General features: G+C 66.6%; 21 protein-coding genes. 15 read left to right on the forward strand and 6 right to left on the reverse strand.

Annotated elements, in window-relative coordinates:
- Nucleotides 1-31: 31 nt before the first annotated feature.
- A complete protein-coding gene (hpt, locus tag HSX43_RS10185) occupies nucleotides 32-601 on the reverse strand; it encodes a hypoxanthine phosphoribosyltransferase (RefSeq protein ID WP_407929372.1) in 570 nt (189 codons plus the stop codon).
- 43 nt (nucleotides 602-644) lie between these two features.
- Between hpt and HSX43_RS10190 the strand changes: the two genes are divergently transcribed.
- Nucleotides 645-1,085, forward strand: coding sequence for a type II toxin-antitoxin system RatA family toxin (locus HSX43_RS10190; protein WP_179380009.1), 441 nt, complete (start codon nucleotides 645-647; stop codon nucleotides 1,083-1,085).
- Here the strand turns inward: HSX43_RS10190 and HSX43_RS10195 are convergent.
- From HSX43_RS10195 to HSX43_RS10205, 3 genes are read right to left on the reverse strand one after another with little or no spacing between them, the layout of a single operon-like run.
- Nucleotides 1,076-1,543 (reverse strand): CinA family protein, encoded by a 468-nt coding sequence (locus tag HSX43_RS10195; protein WP_179380010.1) that lies wholly within the window; start codon nucleotides 1,541-1,543, stop codon nucleotides 1,076-1,078. The two genes, HSX43_RS10190 and HSX43_RS10195, sit on opposite strands and share 10 nt — an antisense overlap.
- Nucleotides 1,540-2,028 (reverse strand): phosphatidylglycerophosphatase A family protein, encoded by a 489-nt coding sequence (locus HSX43_RS10200; RefSeq protein ID WP_179380011.1) that lies wholly within the window; start codon nucleotides 2,026-2,028, stop codon nucleotides 1,540-1,542. Before HSX43_RS10200 ends, HSX43_RS10195 begins: the two co-directional genes overlap by 4 nt.
- The gene (locus tag HSX43_RS10205) at nucleotides 2,025-3,152 is read right to left on the reverse strand and encodes a bifunctional 2-C-methyl-D-erythritol 4-phosphate cytidylyltransferase/2-C-methyl-D-erythritol 2,4-cyclodiphosphate synthase (protein ID WP_179380012.1); all 1,128 of its coding nucleotides are present in this window, start codon (nucleotides 3,150-3,152) and stop codon (nucleotides 2,025-2,027) included. Before HSX43_RS10205 ends, HSX43_RS10200 begins: the two co-directional genes overlap by 4 nt.
- A gap of 217 nt (nucleotides 3,153-3,369) precedes the next feature.
- Here HSX43_RS10205 and dusB point away from each other — a divergent pair, with 217 nt between their 5' ends.
- From dusB to ntrX, 5 genes are all read left to right on the forward strand, one after another.
- Complete coding sequence (dusB, locus tag HSX43_RS10210) at nucleotides 3,370-4,347, forward strand: tRNA dihydrouridine synthase DusB (protein WP_407929375.1); 978 nt, start codon at nucleotides 3,370-3,372, stop codon at nucleotides 4,345-4,347.
- A complete protein-coding gene (locus tag HSX43_RS10215) occupies nucleotides 4,344-5,423 on the forward strand; it encodes a two-component system sensor histidine kinase NtrB (protein WP_179380014.1) in 1,080 nt (359 codons plus the stop codon). Before dusB ends, HSX43_RS10215 begins: the two co-directional genes overlap by 4 nt.
- Nucleotides 5,424-6,785: a response regulator gene (locus tag HSX43_RS10220; RefSeq protein ID WP_179380015.1), complete on the forward strand. Its 1,362-nt coding sequence runs from the start codon at nucleotides 5,424-5,426 to the stop codon at nucleotides 6,783-6,785.
- Nucleotides 6,786-6,856: 71 nt separating this feature from the next.
- Nucleotides 6,857-9,088, forward strand: coding sequence for a sensor histidine kinase NtrY-like (locus HSX43_RS10225; protein WP_179380016.1), 2,232 nt, complete (start codon nucleotides 6,857-6,859; stop codon nucleotides 9,086-9,088).
- Nucleotides 9,089-9,092: 4 nt separating this feature from the next.
- Nucleotides 9,093-10,487, forward strand: coding sequence for a nitrogen assimilation response regulator NtrX (ntrX, locus tag HSX43_RS10230; protein ID WP_179380017.1), 1,395 nt, complete (start codon nucleotides 9,093-9,095; stop codon nucleotides 10,485-10,487).
- Nucleotide 10,488: 1 nt separating this feature from the next.
- Here the strand turns inward: ntrX and HSX43_RS10235 are convergent, their stop codons facing one another.
- Entirely contained in the window at nucleotides 10,489-10,926 is a 438-nt protein-coding gene (locus HSX43_RS10235; protein WP_179380018.1) for a hypothetical protein, read from the reverse strand.
- Nucleotides 10,927-11,071: 145 nt separating this feature from the next.
- On the opposite strand from HSX43_RS10235, the gene trkA reads away from it, so the two are divergent.
- The 8 genes from trkA to tsf all read left to right on the forward strand — a co-directional run bounded on the left by trkA (nucleotide 11,072) and on the right by tsf (nucleotide 19,740).
- Nucleotides 11,072-12,454, forward strand: coding sequence for a Trk system potassium transporter TrkA (trkA, locus tag HSX43_RS10240; RefSeq protein WP_179380019.1), 1,383 nt, complete (start codon nucleotides 11,072-11,074; stop codon nucleotides 12,452-12,454).
- A complete protein-coding gene (locus tag HSX43_RS10245) occupies nucleotides 12,454-13,974 on the forward strand; it encodes a potassium transporter TrkG (protein WP_235962607.1) in 1,521 nt (506 codons plus the stop codon). The genes trkA and HSX43_RS10245 overlap by 1 nt, the downstream gene beginning before the upstream one ends.
- A gap of 136 nt (nucleotides 13,975-14,110) precedes the next feature.
- Nucleotides 14,111-14,362 (forward strand): RNA chaperone Hfq, encoded by a 252-nt coding sequence (gene hfq, locus HSX43_RS10250; protein ID WP_179380020.1) that lies wholly within the window; start codon nucleotides 14,111-14,113, stop codon nucleotides 14,360-14,362.
- 1 nt (nucleotide 14,363) lies between these two features.
- A complete protein-coding gene (gene hflX / locus HSX43_RS10255) occupies nucleotides 14,364-15,719 on the forward strand; it encodes a GTPase HflX (RefSeq protein ID WP_179380021.1) in 1,356 nt (451 codons plus the stop codon).
- A gap of 188 nt (nucleotides 15,720-15,907) precedes the next feature.
- Nucleotides 15,908-17,047: an MFS transporter gene (locus HSX43_RS10260; protein WP_179380022.1), complete on the forward strand. Its 1,140-nt coding sequence runs from the start codon at nucleotides 15,908-15,910 to the stop codon at nucleotides 17,045-17,047.
- 159 nt (nucleotides 17,048-17,206) lie between these two features.
- Nucleotides 17,207-17,764, forward strand: coding sequence for a lipid-binding SYLF domain-containing protein (locus HSX43_RS10265; protein ID WP_179380023.1), 558 nt, complete (start codon nucleotides 17,207-17,209; stop codon nucleotides 17,762-17,764).
- 220 nt (nucleotides 17,765-17,984) lie between these two features.
- Nucleotides 17,985-18,785: a 30S ribosomal protein S2 gene (gene rpsB / locus HSX43_RS10270; RefSeq protein ID WP_179380024.1), complete on the forward strand. Its 801-nt coding sequence runs from the start codon at nucleotides 17,985-17,987 to the stop codon at nucleotides 18,783-18,785.
- Between the two features lie 79 nt (nucleotides 18,786-18,864).
- Entirely contained in the window at nucleotides 18,865-19,740 is an 876-nt protein-coding gene (gene tsf, locus HSX43_RS10275; protein ID WP_179380025.1) for a translation elongation factor Ts, read from the forward strand.
- A gap of 356 nt (nucleotides 19,741-20,096) precedes the next feature.
- Here tsf and HSX43_RS10280 read toward each other — a convergent pair whose 3' ends face one another.
- Nucleotides 20,097-20,864: a LuxR family transcriptional regulator gene (locus tag HSX43_RS10280; protein WP_328795268.1), complete on the reverse strand. Its 768-nt coding sequence runs from the start codon at nucleotides 20,862-20,864 to the stop codon at nucleotides 20,097-20,099.
- Between the two features lie 188 nt (nucleotides 20,865-21,052).
- Here HSX43_RS10280 and HSX43_RS10285 point away from each other — a divergent pair.
- A partial coding sequence (locus HSX43_RS10285) for an IS30 family transposase (RefSeq protein WP_179380026.1) occupies nucleotides 21,053-21,575 on the forward strand: 523 nt, incomplete at its 3' end.

Here is a 21,575-nt window from a genome sequence, read left to right on the forward strand (position 1 = left end):
CGCGCACGCCCTTGCGGGTCTCGTCATGGTCCTAGGTGTCCCCCTCCAGCCGCACGCTGCCGATGTAAGGCAGGTTCCGGTTTCGCTGCGCGTAGTCGATGCCGTAGCCGACGACGAAGGCATCGGGGATCTCGAAGCCCGTCCACGTCGCACGAACCTCGACCTCGCGCCGCGTCGGCTTGTCGAGCAGCGCGATCGTCTCGAGCCGTGCAGGCGCGCGCGAGCGCAGAAGGCCGGTGACGTGGTGGAGCGTGTGGCCCGTGTCGACGATATCCTCGACCACCAGCACGTCGCGCCCCGCGATCTCGCCCCGCAGGTCCTTCAGGATGCGCACCTCGCGGCTCGATTCCATCGCGTTGCCGTAGGACGACGCCTCCAGGAAATCGACTTCCACCGGCAGGTCGAGTTCCCGCACGAGATCGGCGATGAAGACGAAGGAGCCACGCAGGAGCCCGACGACGACCAGCTTGTCGGTATCGGCGAACCGGCTCTCGATGTCGCGGGCGAGCGCCTCGATCCGCGCGGCGATGGCCTTCGCGCTTATCATCTGTTCGATCACATAGCTGCCGGTCATGTTGCCCCCTTCGGACCTATCGGCCATGAGAGGCGTTAACACGCCGGATACACAGATCGCCAGAGGCCCGATGCCCCGCCACTCCGAGACCCGAGAGCTGCCGTATACGCCGGCGCAGATGTACGACCTCGTGGCCGATGTCGCGCGCTACCCCGAGTTCCTGCCTTGGACCGCCGCCGCGCGCATCCGCTCGCGCGAGGGCGAGAACCCGGAGGTGATGCTCGCGGACCTCATCATCAGCTTCAAGGTCTTCCGCGAGAGCTTCGGCTCAAAGGTCATGCTCTGGCCCGACGAGAACCGGATCGAGACGGAGTATCTCGACGGGCCGTTCCGGCATCTGAAGTCCGAGTGGCGGTTCGAGGAGACGGCGGCGGGATGTCGCGTGCAGTTCTGGATCGACTACGAATTCCGCAACCCGCTCATCGGCCGGGTCGTCGGCACGGTCTTCGACCAGGCGATGCAGCGGGTCGTCGCTGCCTTCGAGACACGGGCGCGCAAGCTCTACGGCTGAGCTGCGCGCAGCAGGAGAGCGATGGCGTGGTCCCGCGCGGCCCGCCGGACGCGGGCGCGCCCGAGCGCGCCGAAATCGATGGTCTCCGTCCTGACGCCCGACTTGTTCGCAACTCCAAAACAGACGCGCCCCTCGGGCTTCCGCTCCGAGCCGCCCGGACCGGCGACGCCGGTGATCGAGACGGCGAGGTCCGCGCTCGACCGGTCACGCGCGCCCCGCACCATCTCGGCCGCCACCTCCTCTGAGACGGCACCGTGCGCGACGAGCGTCATCTGCGAGACGCCCAGCTGCTGCCGCTTGGCGGCGTTCGAATAGGTCACCGCGCCCCAAAGGAAGACCGCGGAGGAGCCCGCGCGATCGGTCAGCGCGGCGGCGACCATACCTCCGGTGCAGCTCTCGGCGGTCGCGAGGGTGAGCCCCCGTGTCGCGCAGGCCTCGAGGAGGGCCGCGACGCTCACAGCAGGAGCCCGTGCGCGAGGGCGGCGAGCGCAGCGACGCCGAGCGCCGCGAAGAGCCCCGCGACCGCGTCGTCCAGCATCACGCCGAGCGCATCGTGGCGGCGGTCCATCCAGCCGACCGGGCCGGGCTTCCAGATGTCGAAGAGGCGGAAGAGGAGGAAGGCGGCCACCCAGCCGGGCCAGAGCGCGGTGACGGGAACCCCTGCGCGTGCGGCACCCCAGGCGATGGGCAGGAGCGCGATCCACTGGCCCAGCACCTCGTCGATGACGATCTCGCCCGGGTCGTGGTCGTCCGTGCCGGCCGTCGCCTGCATGGTCGCCCACCAGCCGAGCGGCAGGAGCGCGAGCGCGAGGATCGTGAAGAGCAGCGGCCCGCCCTGCATCGCAAGCCAGCCGAGGGGCAGGGCGGCGAGCGAGCCCCAGGTGCCCGGGGCCGGGCGCAGGCAGCCGACGTAGCCGACGGTGGCTATGGCGCGCGCGATCATGTCCGCACCAACGCGACGGTCGCCATGCAGGCGATGCCCTCGCCGCGCCCGGCGAAGCCGAGCCGCTCGGTCGTCGTCGCCTTGACCGAGACGCGGCCGATGTCGAGGTCCATGATCCCGGCGACGCGATTGCGCATCGCTTCGGCATGGGGCCCGATCTTGGGCGCTTCGCAAATGAGCGTCGCGTCGACGTTGCCGATGGCATAGCCCCGCGTGCGGGCCAGGTCTGCGGCATGGGCCAGGAAGACGGCGCTGTCGGTGCCTTTCCATTGCGGGTCGCTCGGCGGGAAATGTCGGCCGATGTCGCCCTCGGCCAGCGCGCCGTAGATGGCATCAGTGATCGTGTGCAGCCCGACGTCGGCATCCGAATGCCCCTGCAACCCGCGCCCGTGCGGCACGCGGACGCCACAGAGAATGACGTGATCGCCCGGCCCGAAGCGATGCACGTCGAAGCCGTTGCCAAGGCGAATGTCCATGGGCCGTGCCTCCAGGATGCGGGCGGCGCGGGCGAAATCGTCCGGGCCGGTGATCTTGATGTTGTCCTCGTGGCCCGGGACGATCGCGACGTCCAGCCCCGCGGCCAGGGCAACTTCGACATCGTCGGCTGCCTGCCCGTCGCTCGCGTCATGGGCGGCGCGCAGCGCGTCGGTGCGGAAGCCCTGGGGTGTCTGTGCGCGCCAGAGACCATCGCGCGCCTGAAGCCCGGTCACTCGGGTTCCGCCGCGCCACAGCGCGTCCGTCACGGGCAGTGCCGGCGCTGCTCCCTCGGCGGTGTCGAGGGCTTCGGCGACCGCCGCGATCACTTCGCCCGGCACGCAGGGGCGCGCGGCATCGTGGATGAGGACACGGGCCGTGCGCACCGCGTCGAGCCCCGCACGCACGGAGGCGGCGCGCGTCGCGCCTCCGTCGACGAGACGCACGCCGGGCAGGGCCGCGGCGGCCATAGCGCGGTCGTCGGGGTGCACCACGACGACGACCTCCGCTACCCGGCCGTCAAAGGCCGCGACCGACCGCGCAAGAACGCTTTGCCCGGCGAGATCGCGAAATTGCTTCGGCGTCCCGCCGCCCGCGCGCAGGCCCCGGCCGGCGGCGACGATGAGCGCTGTAATCTCGGTTGCGGACATGAACTTCCCCCTCGCGCCCGCTCTATCGGCTTCGCGGGGGCGCGGGCAAGTGGTGGTGCTTCGACGGGCATTGCCCTATCAATCTGCGCAATAATTATGCAAACGATGAAAAACAACGCGCAGTCGGCGCTGCTGCCTGCCGTTCCCGCAAAAGCCCTCCTAGTTAGCAATGACACGCACAGAGTTTCAGCACGTGCCCGGAAAACACGCACCCCAGATCGACACCCGCCTCGGCGCGCTCGGATTGAGTACCCCCGTCGCACTTGCCCCCATGGCGGGCATCACGGACCTGCCGACGCGTGCGTTGGTGCAGGGGTTCGGCGTGGGTCTCGTCGTCTCCGAGATGGTGGCGAGCCGGGAGATGGTGGAGGCCAAGCCCTCCGTTCGGGATCGCGCGGAACTCGGAGCGCGAGTCGAGGGCACATCGGTACAGATCGCCGGACGCGACGGCTACTGGATGGGCGAGGCCGCGCGCGTACTGACCGATCAGGGCGCGCGGATGATCGACATCAACATGGGCTGCCCGGCCAAGAAGGTGACCGGCGGCTATTCCGGCTCGGCCCTTCTGCGCGACCACGACCGCGCGCTGCGCCTGATCGAGGCCGTGGTGGCGGCGACGGACCTTCCCGTAACGCTCAAGACGCGGCTCGGGTGGGACGACGACAGCCGGGACACCGCCGCGCTCGCCCGGCGGGCCGAAGACGCCGGCGTGCGGATGCTGACGATCCACGGTCGCACCCGCTGCCAGTTCTACAAGGGGGCGGCCGACTGGGCCGCGATCCGCCCGATCGTCGAGGCGGTGGGCATCCCGGTGCTGGCGAACGGCGACATCGTCGATACCGTGACCGCGCGCGCGGCCCTCGCGGCCTCGGGCGCGGCGGGCGTGATGGTGGGGCGCGGATTTCAGGGGCGGCCCTGGGTTCCGGCGGAGATCGCGCATGGGCTGGGATACGGACCGGCGGTCGAGGTGCCGACGGCCGAGGGGCTGGTGGAGCTGGCCCTGCGCCACCATGCGGCGATCGTCGACTTCTACGGCCCCGCGCTCGGCGGGCGGGTCGCGCGCAAGCACCTCGGTTGGTACATGGACGACCTCGGCGTCGCACCCGGTCTGCGGCGGGCGGTGCTGACGGCTGATGTCGCGGATGTGCCGCGTCTTCTGCGCGCCACGCAGGATGCGCGTGCGGAGGTCGCATGACGGAGCCGGGCCTCTGGCAAAGCCTGCCGCTGCCGGCGCTGGCACTCGACATCGGCGACCGGATCGAGATGCTGAACGGCCCGGCCGAGGGCTTCCTCAACCGGTCCGTCAAGACACTGACCGGTAAGGAGGCGACGGCGCTCCTGTCGATCGACGGCGACCTGGCGGCGGCCCTGGCCCGGGTCCGGCGCACGCTCGCTCCGCTCACGCTGCACGACGCGGCCTTAAGGGTCGGCCCGGGGCCGGCGGTGCGCTGTGATGTTCACCTGTCGCCGATGGGGGAGGGCACGCTCGTCCTGATCTCGCCGCAGGACATCGCCGGACGCCTCGACCGCGCCCGCAGCTCTCGCACGGCCGCGCGCTCGGCGATCGGCATGGCCGAGATGCTGGCCCATGAAATCAAGAACCCCCTCGCCGGGATCACCGGCGCCGCGCAGCTTCTGAGCATGAACCTCTCGGGCGAGGACGTGGAGCTGACCGACCTCATCGTCGCCGAGAGCCGGCGGATCGTGAAGCTCCTCGAACAGGTCGAGCAGTTCGGCAACCTGCGCCCGCCCGAGCGGCGGCCCGTCAACCTGCACGATGTGCTCGACCGCGCGCGCAAGTCGGCGCTCGTGGGCTTCGCGTCGCATGTGTCGATCGACGAACTCTACGATCCCTCGTTGCCGCCGACCTGGGGGGACCCGGACCAATTGCTTCAGGTCTTCCTGAATCTTCTGAAGAACGCCGCGCAAGTCGCTCGAACGGAAGGAAAGATCACCATCCGTACCTTCTACGAGCTCTCTCTCCGCGTGCGTCACCGGGATGGCTCCGGCGGGGCCGTGCCGTTACAGGTGGAGGTGATCGACGACGGGCCGGGCATCCCGCCGGAGATGATGAGCAACCTCTTCGAGCCCTTCGTCTCGGGCCGCGAGAACGGCACCGGCCTGGGCCTCGCCCTCGTCTCGAAGATCGTGAGCGAGCACGACGGCTGGATCGCCGTGGACAGCGCGCCCGGCCGCACCGTCTTCCGCATCTCCCTGCCGATGGTGCCGAAGGCGGCCAAGACAGACCCCAAAACGACCGAGGACCGATAGATGGATGGGACAATTCTCGTCGCGGACGACGATCGCACGATCCGCACAGTCCTGACCCAGGCGCTGACCCGGGCGGGCTGCAAGGTGCATGCGACCTCTTCGCTCACCACGCTCCTGCGGTGGGTCGAGGAGGGGAAGGGCGATCTCGTGATCTCCGACGTCGTCATGCCCGACGGCAACGGACTGGAGATGTTGCCCAAGATCTCCGCCGAGCGCCCCGGCCTTCCGGTGATCGTCATCTCGGCGCAGAACACGATCATGACGGCGATCCAGGCGGCCGAGGCCGACGCCTACGACTACCTGCCGAAGCCTTTTGATCTGCCGGATCTGATGAAGCGGGCGGCGCGGGCGCTCGAACAGAAGCGCACGAACGTCGCGCCCGAGGCCGATGGGGCGGCGGAGGAGCCGAACGACGATCTGCCGCTTGTGGGCCGGACACCGCAGATGCAGGCGCTCTACCGGCTCGTGGCGCGGGTGATGAACACCGACCTGCCGGTGATGATCACGGGCGAATCCGGGACGGGCAAATCCCTGATCGCGCGGGCGATCCACGATTTCAGCGACCGGCGCACGTTGCCATTCGTGACCGCCACGGCGACCGACCTCAGCGGCTTCGACGGCCCGGGCGACCTGATCGCCGCGGCCAAGGGCGGCACGATCCTCTTCGACGAGATCGGCGACCTCGACCCCGAGATCCAGACGCGGGTGGTGCGGATGCTCGACAGCCTCGAAGGGACAGGGCCGCGGGTACTGGCGACGGCGCAGCGTGATCTCGCCCCCGATCTCGACAACGGATTCCGCAGCGATCTCTACTACCGGCTCGCGGGGGCGCAGCTGGAGGTGCCGTCGCTGCGGGAGCGGGTCGACGACATCCCCCTGTTGGCCGGCCACTTTCTGGCGCGGGCCGAGCGGGACGGGGCCCCGGTGCGCCGCTTCGCTCCGGACGCCATGACGGCGATCCGGGCGCATCCCTGGCCCGGCAACGTGCGCCAGCTCGAAAACATCGTGCGCCGCCTCGTCCTGACGTCGCCCGCCGACGAAATCTCGAAATCCGAGGTCGATGGCGTGCTCGGCACGATCGCCGCCTGGCCAAAGTCCGCGGCCGCGTCGGAGAAGCTGAGCGAAGCCGTGGAGAAGCACCTGCGGCGCTATTTCGACCTGCAGGGCGGGCAGCTGCCGGCCCCGGGTCTCTATCAGCGCGTACTGCGCGAGGTGGAGGCTCCGCTGATCGAGATCGCGCTCGACGCGACCGGCGGCAATCAAGCGAAATGTGCCGATCTGCTCGGCATCAACCGCAATACTCTGCGCAAGAAGATCACCGATCTCGATATCCTCGTGACACGGCGCCGAAAGTTGATGTAAACGGGTCACACGCGTTGCAGATCGGGAACAACCCGGCAAGTTGGCGTGCGGTAAGACATTGATAAGAGGCGATGTTGCGGGCGGCAGCCGGACAGCGGGAGATTGTGTCACGGTCGTTCCAGTGGAACGGGCGACGGCAGATCCAGGCGATCCTGGCCCTGATCCTCGTGATCCTGGGGCCGGTTCTCGTCGTGCTCACCTTCCTGTCGCTCGGAGTGCGCGGCCCCGAGGGAGATCTGACCTGGCTGCGCGTCGTCCTGCTGGCCGATTTCGTCTATGTCCTCGTGATCGCGGCGCTCATCGTCCGACAGCTCACCCGCATGATCGCCGCCCGCCGACAACGCTCCGCCGGCTCCCAGCTGCATCTGCGTCTTACGGGCGTCTTCACCGGGATCGCACTTATCCCGACCGTGCTTACGGCCGTCTTCGCCATGGTGACGATCAATATCGGCCTCGAGGGCTGGTTCTCGGAGCGCGTGCGCAACGCGCTCGGCAATTCGGTCGAAGCCGCACAGGCCTACACGCAGGAACATCGCGACGGTCTGACGGAAGACGCGCGCGCGCTCGCCGGCTATCTCGACGTCGCGCGCCGGTCGCTCTTCCTGATGTCGGACGGAGACCTTCGGCAGCTGCTGGCCCAGGGACAGGAGCTCGTGCAGCGCGGCCTCGAGGAGGCGTTCGTGATCGACAGCACCGGAGAGATCCGGGCGCGGGGCGACCGCTCCTATCTCTTCGATTTCGTGCCGTTGACCGAAGCGCAGCTTCAAGCGGCCGAGGCCGGCGAAGTCATTCTGATAGAGGATCGCGAAATCAATGAATTTCGCGTCGTTCTCAAACTGTCGGCCTTCAACGACCGCTACCTCTATGTGACCCGCGCGGTCGACGGCGAGATCCTGGAGCTTCTGGATCAGACGCGCGCCACCGCACAGCTTTATCAGCAGCTTGAGCAGGATCGCGGGCGGATGCTTTTCGATTTCGGGCTCGTCTATCTCGGTTTCGGCCTCATCCTCATCCTCGCGGCGACCTGGGCCGGCCTTTGGTTCGCAGAGCGGCTCTCGCGCCCGGTCGGACGGCTCGCCGGCGCAGCGCAGCGCGTGGGGCAGGGGGATCTGAACGTCCGGGTCCGCGAGGAAGCCGGCGACGACGAGATCGCCATGCTGGGCCGCATCTTCAACCAGATGACGCGGCAACTGAAGGGTCAGCGCGACGCGCTGGTCGAGACGAACATGCAGACCGAGCGGCGGCGCCGGCTGTTCGACAGCGTTCTGGGCTCGGTGACGGCCGGGGTCATCGGGCTCGATCCGCGAGGTCAGATCGACTTCCTCAACCGGTCCGCAGAACGCATCCTCGGGATCGCGGGCGAACACTACGGCGAAGCGCTTTCGCGCGTCGTACCGGAGTTCTCGGACCTTTTCGACAAGCTGAAGGCCGCTTCGAGCGAGACCGTGCAGGAAGAAATCCGCATTGCTCGGGGCGGGCGGCTCGAGAACCTTCTCGTCCGGATCGCGACACGGCCGGGCAACGACGGTGCCCCCGAAGGCTACGTCGTCGCCTTCGACGACGTGACCGAACTCGTCTCCGCGCAGCGCATGGCGGCCTGGGGCGACGTCGCCCGGCGGATCGCGCATGAGATCAAGAATCCGCTGACCCCGATCCAGCTCTCGGCTGAGCGGGTGAAACGCCGCTTCTCACGAGAACTGGACGAGGAGAACGCCGCGAAACTGGCCGAGCTGACGGATGTGATCGTCAGGCAAACCAACGACTTGCGACGCATCGTTGACGAGTTCAGTAAATTTGCCCGGATGCCGGAGCCCGAGAGGCGTCGCGGCGATCTGGCCGAGCTCCTGCGCGAGACGGTGACCTTGCAGCGCGCCGCGCTGGAGCCGGTGAAGATCGACGCGACGATCCCGCAGGAGAAACTGGTGGCGGAGTTCGATCCGACGATGATGGGCCAGGCCTTCACCAATCTCATCAAGAACGCCGGGGAAGCCATTGAAACGAGAGAGGAAAAACTCGGAGGCACCTTCGATAGGGAGGTGCGTGTCCTGCTCTCGGACGACGAGCCGACTCACGTCGAGATCCGTATCGCGGACACCGGGATCGGTCTGCCGCAGGACCGTGCGCGCCTGTTCGAACCCTATGTGACCACGCGCGACAAGGGGACGGGTCTCGGTCTGCCGATCGTCAAGAAGATCATCGAGGAACACGGGGGCACGCTGGAGCTGGTCGATGCTGCGGCCGATGCCACCGGACACAGGGGGGCGGAGGCGATCATTCGGCTCCCCCGGATTGAGGAGGTTTGAGTTTATGGGCGACATTCTGATTACGGACGACGAGGACGACATTCGCAGCCTCATCGCGGATATCCTTGAAGACGAAGGATATTCCTGTCGCAAGGCCGGCACGGCCGAGGCCTGCATGACCGCCATCGAGGAGGAGGCCCCGAGCCTGATGATCCTCGATATCTGGCTCAAGGACAGCGACATGGACGGGATCGATATCCTGAAGTCGGTCCGGCGCAGCCATCCGGACATCCCGATCATCATCATTTCGGGGCACGGCAACATCGAGATCGCGGTCGCGGCGATCAAGCAGGGGGCCTACGATTACATCGAGAAGCCGTTCAACATCGACCAGCTGATGGTCGTCGTCAGCCGCGCGATGGAGACGTCGCGGCTGCGCAGCGAGAATTCCGAGCTGCGCCGGAAGGATGCATCATCGGCCGAAATGATCGGCCAATCCGTGGCTTACAAGTCGCTCCTGTCGAGCCTGAAGAAGGTGATGAACTCCAATGGCCGCGTCATGCTGACCGGGCCGGCCGGCTCCGGCAAGGAAGTCGCGGCACGCTACATCCACGCGAAGTCGAACCGGGCGTCGGCACCCTTCGTGACCGTCTCGTCGGCCTCGATCGAGCCCGATCGCATGGAAACGGTACTCTTCGGGCGCGAAAGTCCCGAGAAGGGTGTCGAGCCGGGGCTCCTGGAGCAGGCCCACGAGGGGGTCATCTACTTCGACGAGATCGCGGACATGCCGCTCGGCACGCAGTCGAAGATCCTGCGCGTCCTGGTGGAGCAGGCCTTCACCCGGGTCGGCGGCTCCGAGAAGGTGCGTGTCGACCTGCGCGTCATTTCCTCGACGAACCGCGACCTGCAGCAGGAGATCCGGGCCGGGCGGTTCCGGGAAGAGCTGTTCCATCGCCTGAACGTCGTTCCGATCCCCGTGCCGAGCCTCGAGGAGCGGCGGGACGATATTCCCGTGCTGGCCGACTATTTCATCTCGGCGCTCAACAAGGCGCAGGGGCTGCCACTCAGAGAGCTGTCGGACGAGACCAAGGCGCTCCTGCAGACGATGCGGTGGCCGGGAAATGTCAGACAATTGCGCAACGTGATCGAACGCGTGCTGATCCTCGGCGACGGGACCGGGCCGATCGAGCCGTCCGAACTGCCCAGCCCGACCGACGGCGGTGGCGATTCAGGCGAGATGACGCTGTCTGGCAGCCTCGCGAGCCTCCCTCTGCGCGAGGCACGGGAGCTGTTCGAACGTCAATATCTGATGACCCAGATCAACCGGTTCGGCGGCAACATCAGCCGCACGGCGAGTTTCGTCGGCATGGAGCGCAGCGCGCTGCACCGCAAGCTGAAGTCGCTGGGCGTGGTGACCGCGGCCCGCGGCGGGGCGCGGGTCGCCCGGGTCGACGATTAGGTCAGCCGGGACCGGCCGCGGCGATCCGTCCGTTCGAGACACAAAGTCCGCGGGTGTCGTAGGGCTGGCTTTGCAGCACGCGCGCCGCGCCGCCGGGGCAGGGGGGCAGGCTGGCCTTTTGGTATCCCTTGGCCGTCATGCAGGCATCGACGGCCCGATCGCGCAGCGGCTCGTTGCGATCGGTGTCGAACACGTCGGGCGTGTTGTGGGCTCCGACGCAGACCCCGCTGCGACATAGGCCGCCCCCGAGCGTGATGCGGGGGGCCGTTGCGATGCGGGAGCGCTCGGGAAAGTCACGCCGGGCCTCTGCAGCGCAGGCCAGAAAGTCCTGCTCGGCGCGCAGGCTGGGCGTGCCGGGCTTCAGCCAGACGGGTTCGGGCCCGCCGGCACAGGCGGCAAGCAGCAGGAGGGGCAGCGCGGTGCGAAGGAATGCGATCATGGGCAACAGCCTAGCACCTTCGCGCCGTCGGGCAATCGCCCCGACACGGCCGCCAAATGTCTGACATTTCTCCGATGCGGCCCCGTTGACCCCTCCCCCGGGGGCGGCGTATCCAGCATGTCTGCAAGGCCATGAAGGGCAGTCCATGAAGATCATCATCTGCGGGGCGGGCCAGGTCGGTTGGCAGATCGCCCGTCATCTGGCTGGCGAGCGCAACGACGTGACCGTCGTCGACAACAACCCCGATCTCGTCCACCGCGCGACCGATACTCTCGACGTCCAGGGCATCACTGGGTTCGCGAGCTATCCGGACGTGTTGGAGCGGGCCGGCGCGCAGGACGCCGACATGCTCATCGCGGCGACCCATTCGGACGAGGTGAACATGGTGACCTGCCAGGTCGCCCATTCGATCTTTACGGTGCCCCGCAAGATCGCCCGGCTGCGCGCGCAGTCGTACCTCGCCGCCGTCCGCTCCGACCTCTACCGCCGCGACCACCTGCCGATCGACGTCGTCATCAGCCCCGAGCGCGAGGTCGCGGAGGCCGCCTTGCGCCGCCTGCGGGCCCCGGAAGCCTTCGACGTCGAGGAGTTCATCGACGGGATGGCCCAGTTCATCGGCCTGCACCTCGACGAGGATTGCCCGGTGCTCGACACGCCGCTCCGGCAGCTCTCGGAGCTCTTCAGCACCCTGCGCGCAGTCGTCGTCGGCGTGCGGCGCACGAGCGGCCGGCTCTTCGCGCCCGATCCGGGCGATCAGCTGAAGGCGGGGGACCAGATCTACGTGCTGGCGCATTCCGACGATCTGGCGCGGACACAGGAGATCTTCGGAAAGAAGGCCAAGAAGCAGGACCGCGTCATCATCATCGGCGGCGGCAATGTCGGTCTCGCCGTCGCGCAGGAGCTGGAGGCCGCGCCCGAGCGCATCCGCGCGAAGATGATCGAACGCAGCCAGCGCTGTGCCGAACGGGCCGCCGAGGCGCTGGAGCGGACGATCGTGCTCTCGGGCGACGGGCTCGACATCGAGCTTCTGCGCGAGGCCAACATCGACCGCGCGGATGCCGTGCTGACGGTGACGGACGACGACAAGACGAACATGCTCGCCGCCGTGCGCGCCAAGGCGACGGGCTGCAACAAGACCATCGCGCTCATCAACGACCCGACGCTCGTGCCACTCCTCGGGCCGCTCGGGATCGACGCCTATGTCAACCCGCGGCAGACGACCGTGTCGTCGATCCTGCGGCACGTCCGGCACGGGCGGGTGCGCAACGTGTATTCCGTGGGCGACGCCGAGGCCGAGGTGATCGAGGCGCAGGTCATGTCGACCTCGCCGCTGACGGGCAATACGATCCGCGATCTCGATTTCCCCGAAGGGGCGCTCGTCGGGGCGATCCGCAAGCCCGACGGTCGTTATGTACGGCCAGAGGGAACCACGCGGATCGAGGAAGGCGACGTCGTCGCCATCTTCGCACTCTCGGCGGATGTGCCCGAGGTCGAGCGGCTCCTGCAGGTGCAGGTGGACTTCTTCTGATGGGCACCTGGCTGCGCCGCGTTCCGCTTCTCGTCATGATGGCGATGCTCTTCGCGGCCAGCATGTACCTGCCCGCCCTTCATGCGCTCGCGCGGGATGCCCACCGCGAGGCGCAGGCGTTCTTCTACGCCGGGACGATGCTCCTCGCGCTCCTGGGCGGGATCGCCATCGCCACCGCGCGCGAGCAATCCCGCAACATCACCCGCAGCCATCTCATCGCGATGTTCGGGGCCTTCACCGTACTGCCCGTCATGGCGGTCGTGCCGCTGCGGGAGGTGGTGCCCGACACGCGCGCGATCAGCCTCTACACCGAGATGGTCGCCGCGATCACCACGACCGGCGGCAGCCTCTTCGCGCCCGAGCGCCTGTCGGAGACGGTGCATCTCTGGCGCGCGCTCGTGGCCTGGCAGGGCGGCTTCGTCATCTGGGTGGCGGCCATCGCGATCCTCGCGCCACTGAACCTCGGCGGCTTCGAGGTGACCGAGGCCAATCCGGGCCGGACCGGGCCCGTGCGCGGCGCGCTCGGAGATGTGCAGACCGTCCGGCCCGAGGCGCGGGTGCGGCGTGCGGCGGGGCTTCTCGCGCCCGTCTACATCGGCTTGACGGTCGTGCTCTGGGGCGCGCTCGTGATCGCGGGCGAGACGGGCACGACCGCGCTCATCCACGCGATGTCGACGCTCTCCACCTCCGGGATCAGCGACGGCACGCGCATCGCCGGGAGCGCGGCGGGCCTCGCGGGCGAGGTGCTCGTAGCGGCCTTCCTCGTCTTCGCCCTGACGCGGCAGTCCTTTTCGACCGATATGAACCGCGACCGCATCCGCCATCTGGCCGACGACCGGGAACTGCGGATCGCCGGTGTCGTGATCGGGGGCGTGACGGTCGTGCTGTTCCTGCGCCACTGGATCGGGGCATTCGAGGTCGACGGGCTCGACGACACGGCCGCGGCAGCCGGCGCGCTCTGGGGGGCGGCCTTCACCGCGCTGTCCTTCCTGACGACCACGGGGTTCGAATCCGCGCATTGGGACGAGGCGCAGGCCTGGTCGGGTCTCGGCGCGCCCGCCGTTCTGCTGCTCGGGCTCGCGATCTTCGGGGGCGGGGTGGCGACGACGGCCGGCGGGGTGAAGCTTCTTCGGATCTATACGCTCTACGCCCATGGCCGGCGGGAGATGAACCTGCTCGTCCATCCGTCGATGGTGGCCAGCGCCTCCGGGGCGGTGCGGCGGATCCCGAAAGGCGGGATCGAGGCGGCGTGGATCTTCTTCATGCTCTTCGCGACCTCGATCGCGGCGGTCACGCTGGCGTTCACGCTGACGGGGCTCGGCTTCGAAGCGGGGCTGACGCTTGCGATCGCCTGTCTGACGACGACGGGTCCGCTCGTGGAGGTGACCTTCGGCAACGCGGGCGGGCTCAACACGCTGCCCAATCCGGCCAAGGTGATCGCCGCCCTGACGATGGTGCTCGGCCGCCTCGAGGCGCTTGCGATCATCGCGCTTCTGAACCCGGATTTCTGGCGCGATTGACGGTCTCTGCCGCACCTGCAACGTCCCGCGCGCAATCTGCGGGCAGGGGGTGGAAACTTGCAAAAGTTGCCCGCATAAGATCAATCGTGATGAACAGACACCCACTGGAAGGGTGCGCGAAACAGGGACCAGCGACATGGCCGACAAGCAAAACCTTCAGGACGCCTTCCTCAACCACGTCCGTAAGACGAAGGTGCCGGTGACGATCTTCCTGATCAACGGGGTGAAGCTGCAGGGCGTCATCACCTGGTTCGACAATTTCTGCGTGCTTCTGCGCCGCGACGGGCAATCGCAGCTCGTCTACAAGCACGCGATCTCCACGGTGATGCCGGCGCAGCCGATCAGCCTCTACAACGGCGAGGACGAGGCCGCTGGCTCAGACTCGTGACGTGACCCATTCGACCGAGGCGCGGCCGACCCGCGCCCTGGTCCTGCATCCGGACACGCGCGCCGGCGACCGCACGGGGCGCGACCCGAAACACGCGCTCGAGGAATGCGTGTCGCTCGCCCATGCGCTCCCCGGCCTGGAGGTGGCGGGCGGGACCGTCGTGCGCCTGCCGAAGCCACATCCGGGAATGCTCTTCGGATCGGGCAAGATCGACGAACTCGGCGCGCGGATCGCGGCGGAGGAGATCGAACTCATCCTCATCGACGGGGCCGTCACGCCGGTTCAGCAGCGAAATCTCGAGAAGGCCTGGAAGGTCAAATTGCTCGATCGGACGGGCCTCATCCTCGAAATCTTCGCCGACCGTGCCGCGACCCGCGAGGGCGTCCTGCAGGTCGAGCTTGCCGCGCTCAGCTATCAGCGCACGCGCCTCGTACGTGCCTGGACGCACCTCGAGCGGCAGCGCGGCGGTCTCGGCTTCGTCGGCGGCCCCGGCGAAACCCAGATCGAGGCGGACCGGCGGGCCATCGACGAACAGATGACGAAGCTGCGCCGCCAGCTCGACAAGGTGGTGAAGACGCGGGAGCTGCACCGCGCGGCGCGGGCCAAGGTGCCGTATCCGGTGGTCGCGCTCGTGGGCTACACGAACGCGGGCAAGTCCACGCTCTTCAACCGCCTGACCGGCGCGGACGTGATGGCGAAGGACATGCTCTTCGCCACGCTCGACCCGACGATGCGGGCGGTGGAACTGCCGCATGACACGAAGGTCATCCTTTCGGACACGGTGGGCTTCATCTCCGATTTGCCGACACAGCTCGTCGCCGCCTTCCGCGCCACGCTCGAGGAGGTGCTCGACGCCGATCTCATCGTCCACGTCCGCGACATCAGCCACCCGGACACCGAATTGCAGGCGCGCGACGTCGAGGCGATCCTGGAGGCGCTCGGCACCTCCGAGGCGATCCCGCGGCTGGAGATGTGGAACAAGTCCGATGCCCTCTCGCACGAGGATGCTGAAGCGGCCGCGAACCTCGCCGCCCGGCGCGACGACGTCTATCTCGGGTCTGCGCTCACGGGGCAGGGGCTTCCGGCGCTGCTCGACCGCGTGGCGGACGAACTGACCGAGACGCTGTCGGACGACGTGCTCGTGCTGCCCTTTTCGGAGGGCAAGGCGCGTGCCTGGCTCCACGACGAAGGGGCCGTGCAGGGCGAGACGGCGACGGAGGACGGCACCAGCCTCGACCTGCGCTGGACCCGCCGGCAAGCCGCCCGCTTCGCCGCTGCGTTTCCGGCGCTCGCGCCCGAGGGGGCGGTGCCGGACATGACGGAAGAGGATGCGCCGCCGGAGCCTTGGTCTCCCTGAGAAGGGGTGGCTCGGCCGTGCGGATGGGGTGAGCCGAGACTTCCACTTTTCTGTAGCGCAGTGAATGTCGTCTTTCGGCATTTGGCAAAAGATGTATCCTGACATCATCCCTCCAAGACAATTAGGACCGCAACTCTGTGCAAACACAGACAATCAGCAATCGCGTGCCTTGGATCCTTGCTTTAGGAATGTTCGTTATTGGCACGACGTCGCTCAGCATATTGGGCGTCGGACCGGCACTTACGCGTGATCTGGCCGTGGACCCAGCAGATGCGGGGTGGCTCGTCACAGCATTCGCCGCGACCTTTGCCTTGGCCGCACCCCTCGCGCAATTCACCCTAGCGCGATGTCTCGCGCCCCGAACGCTTATCCTTGCGGGTGCGAGTATTCTCGCAGCTTCTCTAATCTGGTCAGCGCTGGCAGCGTCATTTCAAGCGCTTCTCGTTGCACGCATCGCGTCTGCTTTGGGTGGCGCGCTCATAGCACCCACCAGCGCAGCACTTGCCATCTCATTGGTTCCGGTGGATCGGCGTGGTGCAGTCTTGGCTACAGTCTTTGCCGGGTTTACCCTTGCAACCGTTGGTGGCGTGCCGATTGCGACGTGGCTGACGTTGTTGCTTGGATGGCGTGGGGCCATTGCGGCCATAGGACTGGCCGCGCTCTTCTTTGTTGCCTTGGCGGCGTTCTTTATTCCGCGCGATGCAGATACAGCAAATGCGCCGAGAAAACGGCCTTCAGAAAAACTGCACCTCCTCGCGCCGGCGATCCTGCTTACGGGGACGGTCGGCATGCTATCGACGCAGTTTGTCATCTATGCACTGATGGGGGAATTGCTGAGACAGCAGTTCGGAGTCAGCGCAGGCGGTCTTCCAATCGCAATCCTCTTGTTCGGTATTCTGGGTGTCGCGGGGAATGCCGCCGCAGGCGCACTTTCGGATCGCATTGGGCCTGCACCTTTGGTTTGGGCAAGTTTCGGTGGTCTCGCTGCGTTTTTGTCTCTGATGTTTCTCGATCTGGGGCCATACTTGGGTGCGGTGGTTCTTGCCGGATGTGCTTTCATGGGTACCCTGTTCGCGACGCCTCAACAAAGCCGTCTTGTGGGATTGGTGGCTCAGGAGCACCACGGCTTTGTTCTCGCACTCAACTCATCCGCAAGTTACCTCGGTATTGCGGTGGGCTCAGCATTGGCCAGTGCGCTTGCTAACAATATCGGGCTTTGGGCGTTGCCCGTTGGTGCGTTGGGTCTATTGGCTCTGACAGCTGTGGTGACGGTTGCATTCGGTTCTATCAGGCCTGGAAAGCACGTCAGAATCGAACGCAAGAGCTGACCTTGGCGCAGCCGCGGCGAAGTGGTGCTCCGTCCGCGCAGCCCACAAACCATAGCCAACCTATAAAGCGTGACAGCCCCGTCCCCATCTGCTAACCTCTCGCCATGAGCGGAGCACAAGACCCCGCCGGACAGAGCAGACATTGAACAGGACAGACCCATGACCGCATTCTCGCGTCGTCGCTTCCTTGCGGCGGCTTCCGCTCCGTTGGCGCTTGCCGCCTGCGGCAACGGCGTCGGTGGCAATGGCGGGGCCCGGATCGACGGCCGCGTCGACGCCGCCATGAACTTCATGCACAACACCATGCCCGACACGCGTATCCTTTCCGAAAAGGCCGCGGGCGTGCTGATGATGCCGGTGGTGACCGAGGCCGGGCTCGGCGTCGGCGGGGCCTACGGGCGCGGTGCGCTGCGCGTGAACGGGGCGACGGTCGACTATTATTCGACGACCTCGGCCTCCGTCGGCTTCCAGATCGGCGGGCAGCAGTACAGCCACGCGCTCTTCTTCATGACGGAGCCGGCGCTCGGCAATTTCCGCACCTCGCCCGGTTGGACCGCCGGCGGCGATCTCGAATACGTCGTGCAGGCGAACGCCCGGACGCTGACCACGGACACGACCTCTCTGCTGACGCCGGTCGTGGCGGTCGTCTTCGGGCAGGCGGGCCTTCTGGCCGGGGCCTCGCTCGAAGGCCAGAAGTACAACCGTATCATTCCCTGACCCGGGCCGGCGCGCGCCGTCGACGCGCCCGGACGTCATCTTGCGTGGGGGCGATCGCGGGAAAGCGGATCGCCCCTTGCACCCCTTCGCGTCCTGGCCTAAGGGACGCGCACTTCACAGGCGGGGGCGGGCCCTCGGGGGATACATCCCCGTTGCGTCCACCGGTTGGCCATTTGGTCGAAACCCCTGCCGAGGCATGAAACCGGAAAGGATACGAGACATGGCTCTGCCTGATTTCTCCCTGCGTCAGCTGCTCGAGGCCGGCGTTCACTTTGGCCACCAGACGCAGCGCTGGAACCCGCGCATGGCACCGTACATCTACGGTGCCAAGAACGGCATCCACATCATGGACCTGACGCAGACCGTTCCGATGCTGGACCAGGCGCTGCAGGTCGTGCGCGACACCGTCGCCAAGGGCGGCCGCATTCTCTTCGTCGGCACCAAGCGCCAGGCGCAGAAGCCGATCGCCGAGGCCGCGGAGCGTTGCGCGCAGTACTACATGAACCACCGCTGGCTGGGCGGCACGCTCACCAACTGGAAGACGGTGTCGAACTCGATCAACCGCCTGAAGTCGATCGACGAGGCGATGGAGCAGGGCTTCGCCGGCCTGACGAAGAAAGAGCGCCTCGGCATGGAGCGCGACCAGCAGAAGCTGCAGGCGTCGCTCGGCGGCATCCGCGAGATGGGCGGCCTGCCGGACCTGCTCTTCGTGATCGACGTCAACAAGGAAGACCTCGCGATCGCCGAAGCCAAGAAGCTCGGCATCCCTGTCGTGGCCGTCGTCGACACCAACTGCTCGCCCGAGGGCGTGGACTACATCATCCCGGGCAACGATGACGCGGCACGCGCGATCGCGCTCTATGCCGATCTGGTCTCGCGCGCGGCGCTCGACGGCATGTCGGCCCAGCTCGGTGCCGCGGGCGTCGACATCGGCGAGATGGAAGACGCGGGCGAAGCCGTGGATCCGGGCGAGGCCGTCGAGCCCGCCGCCGAGACCGAAGAGGCCCCGGCCGAGGCCTGAGCCTCCGTCACGGAACGGTTACGGGGCGCGGTCATTTGGATCGCGCCCGAACCCCATTCGATTTGAAGGAGATGTAATCATGGCGATTACCGCGAGCATGGTTAAGGAACTGCGCGACAGCACCGGCGCAGGCATGATGGACGCCAAGAAGGCGCTGACTGAAAATGACGGCGACATGGACGCGGCCGTCGACTGGCTGCGCACCAAGGGCCTCGCCAAGGCCGCCAAGAAATCCGGCCGCACCGCCGCCGAGGGCCTCGTGGCCGTCGCCGTGGACGGGGGCACCGCCGTCGCCGTCGAGGTCAACTCCGAGACCGACTTCGTCGCCAAGAACGCCGAATTCCAGGCCATGGTGTCGAGCTTCGCCGAAGCCGCCCTCAAGGTCGACGACGTCGAGGCGCTCAAGGCCGCCGATGTGAACGGCAAGTCCGTCGCCGACACGATCACCGACAAGATCGCCACCATCGGCGAGAACATGTCGGTCCGTCGCATGGCGAAGGTGACCGGGGCCTCCGTCGTCTCCTACGTCCACAACGCCGCGGCACCCGGCATGGGCAAGATCGGCGTCCTCGTCGCGCTTTCGGGCGACAATGCCGACTTCGGAAAGCAGGTCGCGATGCACGTCGCCGCCACGAACCCCGCCGCGCTGAACGAGGCCGAACTCGACCAGGCCGTCGTCGACAAGGAGCGCCAGGTCCAGATCGACATCGCCCGCGAGAGCGGCAAGCCCGAGCAGGTCATCGAGAAGATGATCGAGGGCCGCATGAAGAAGTACATGGCCGAGGTCACGCTGGTGAACCAGCAGTTCGTCGTGAACCCCGACCTTACAGTGGCCCAGGCCGCCGCCGAGGCCGGCGTCGAGGTGACGGGCTACGTGCGCCTGGAAGTGGGCGAGGGGATCGAAGTGGTGAAGGAAGATTTCGCCGCGGAAGTCGCCGCCGTCGGCAAGGGCTGATCCACGTCGCGGTCCGCCTTTGGCGGAGCGCGTCGAACGACATCGTCGACTCGAAAAAGACGGCACCGTGGGGAAACCACGGTGCCGCTTTTTCTGCGGGGGCCAGACTGGGGAAGACACCGCCCCCGAAGGGCTCGGGCACCAGGAAGAAATTTCCCAGTGCCGTCGCATATCCGAACTTCATCGGCCGAACTCCGGACAGCGGCTTGAAAAGGATCGCCGCATCGTCTTTCGCTCATTAGTCCTTGGCGCAATCGCCATCACTCACAAGACACGGACAAGGTCGCATTTGACCCTGCGTCAGGGAAGTAAGGGTTTCCTTACCTTTTGGTCAAAATCGGCCGAGGGCCGACAATTTATGCCCTGTATCGGAAAAATTGGTTCTGATTGCCTATCTTCAGAATGGCCTGCGCGGTGGTCTCGACATCGAGCGCCTCCCGCGCGAGGCGCAGATGCTTCTCGACCGTGGCGGGGTTGCGCTCCATCAGGAGCGCGACATCCTGGATCGTCTTGCCGTCGGCCACCAGCTCCAGCACCTCTCGCTGACGGTTGGTGAGGTTCCGGCCGTGGAGGCCGTGGGGCAGGGACATCAGCGTCAGGTGGGCAACGTGGTTGATGAGCTCGATCTGCGGGCCGTGCTCCGCCCAGACGGCATCGACCTCGTCCTGGCTCCGATCGAGCGCGCCGAGCCCGACGCCGTGACCCGTGCGCGAGGAAACACGCGGGAAGCTGATGCCATAGCCCGCGACGATACCGTGCTCGAGGTTGAACTGAACGACGCGCATCACCTCGGGCGGCAGCTCACCGTTGCGCGCCTGATCCGCGAAGGTCGCCCAGGAAAGCGTGCCGACGTTCTCCATCGCCCAACGCACCATCGGGGCGTCCCGGAAGAGGCCGCCGTCGAGATAGGGCGTCGTGAACTCCTTGGGATAGTTCGTCAGGATGAACGCATCCCGGATGTCGCCGGCACTGTGGTCCGTGCGAAAGCGCGTTGCGGCGTAGAGAACCCGCTCGAAGCCGTATTCGGCCATCTTGTCCTGCAGCATCCGCCACACGACGGTCAGGTCGGTTTCCTGCACCATGCCGAGCAGAAAGGTTTGAATGTCACCGTTAGACTGTGTCACGTTACAATATATCCCCAGTATGCCGGAGCATAGGCCGGGGACATGCGGATTGTCACGATCCTATACCGATCTGCACCAACTGCTGCATTACATAATCTAGATTATTAGTATTGCGGATGCTATCGTGGCACATTCTAAACTGGGTTGCGACAAATCCCCTATCTTGCTGAAAAGCAAGGAGAACGGACATGGCCCACACAGAGCTGGATTTGCGTGAGAGACGCGCAATCGAAGACATGCTGAATGCAAAAGTGCCGGTAAGCAAGATCGCAGCTGAAATCGGCAGGCATCGCTCTTCGATCTATCGCGAGATCAAACGCAATGGTTTTGAAGATGAAGAGTTGCCGGAACTGAGCGGCTACTACGGGATCGTCGCGCAGCGTGAAGCCTCCAAACGCCGCGTTCGAAGACGCAAACTGGTCCGCCTTGAAGACTTGCGCGCGCATGTTGTCACTCAATTGAAGATCGGCTGGACGCCCGAACAGATTGCGGGGCGTCTTGGATATGATGACCAACCGGTGCGCGTTAGCCACGAGACAATCTACGCCTTTGTCTACAGCGCTGAAGGACAGTCCGAACAACTGGCGCGCCACCTGCCAAGCCGACGCAAGAAACGGCAACCGCGCTATGCCAGACGCCCCCGAGGCCAGGCATTTCCGCCGGATCGGTCCATCCATCAACGCCCGGAGCATGTGAAGTCCCGCGAGACCT

This window comes from Jannaschia marina (assembly GCF_013404595.1).
GTDB lineage: Bacteria > Pseudomonadota > Alphaproteobacteria > Rhodobacterales > Rhodobacteraceae > Jannaschia > Jannaschia marina.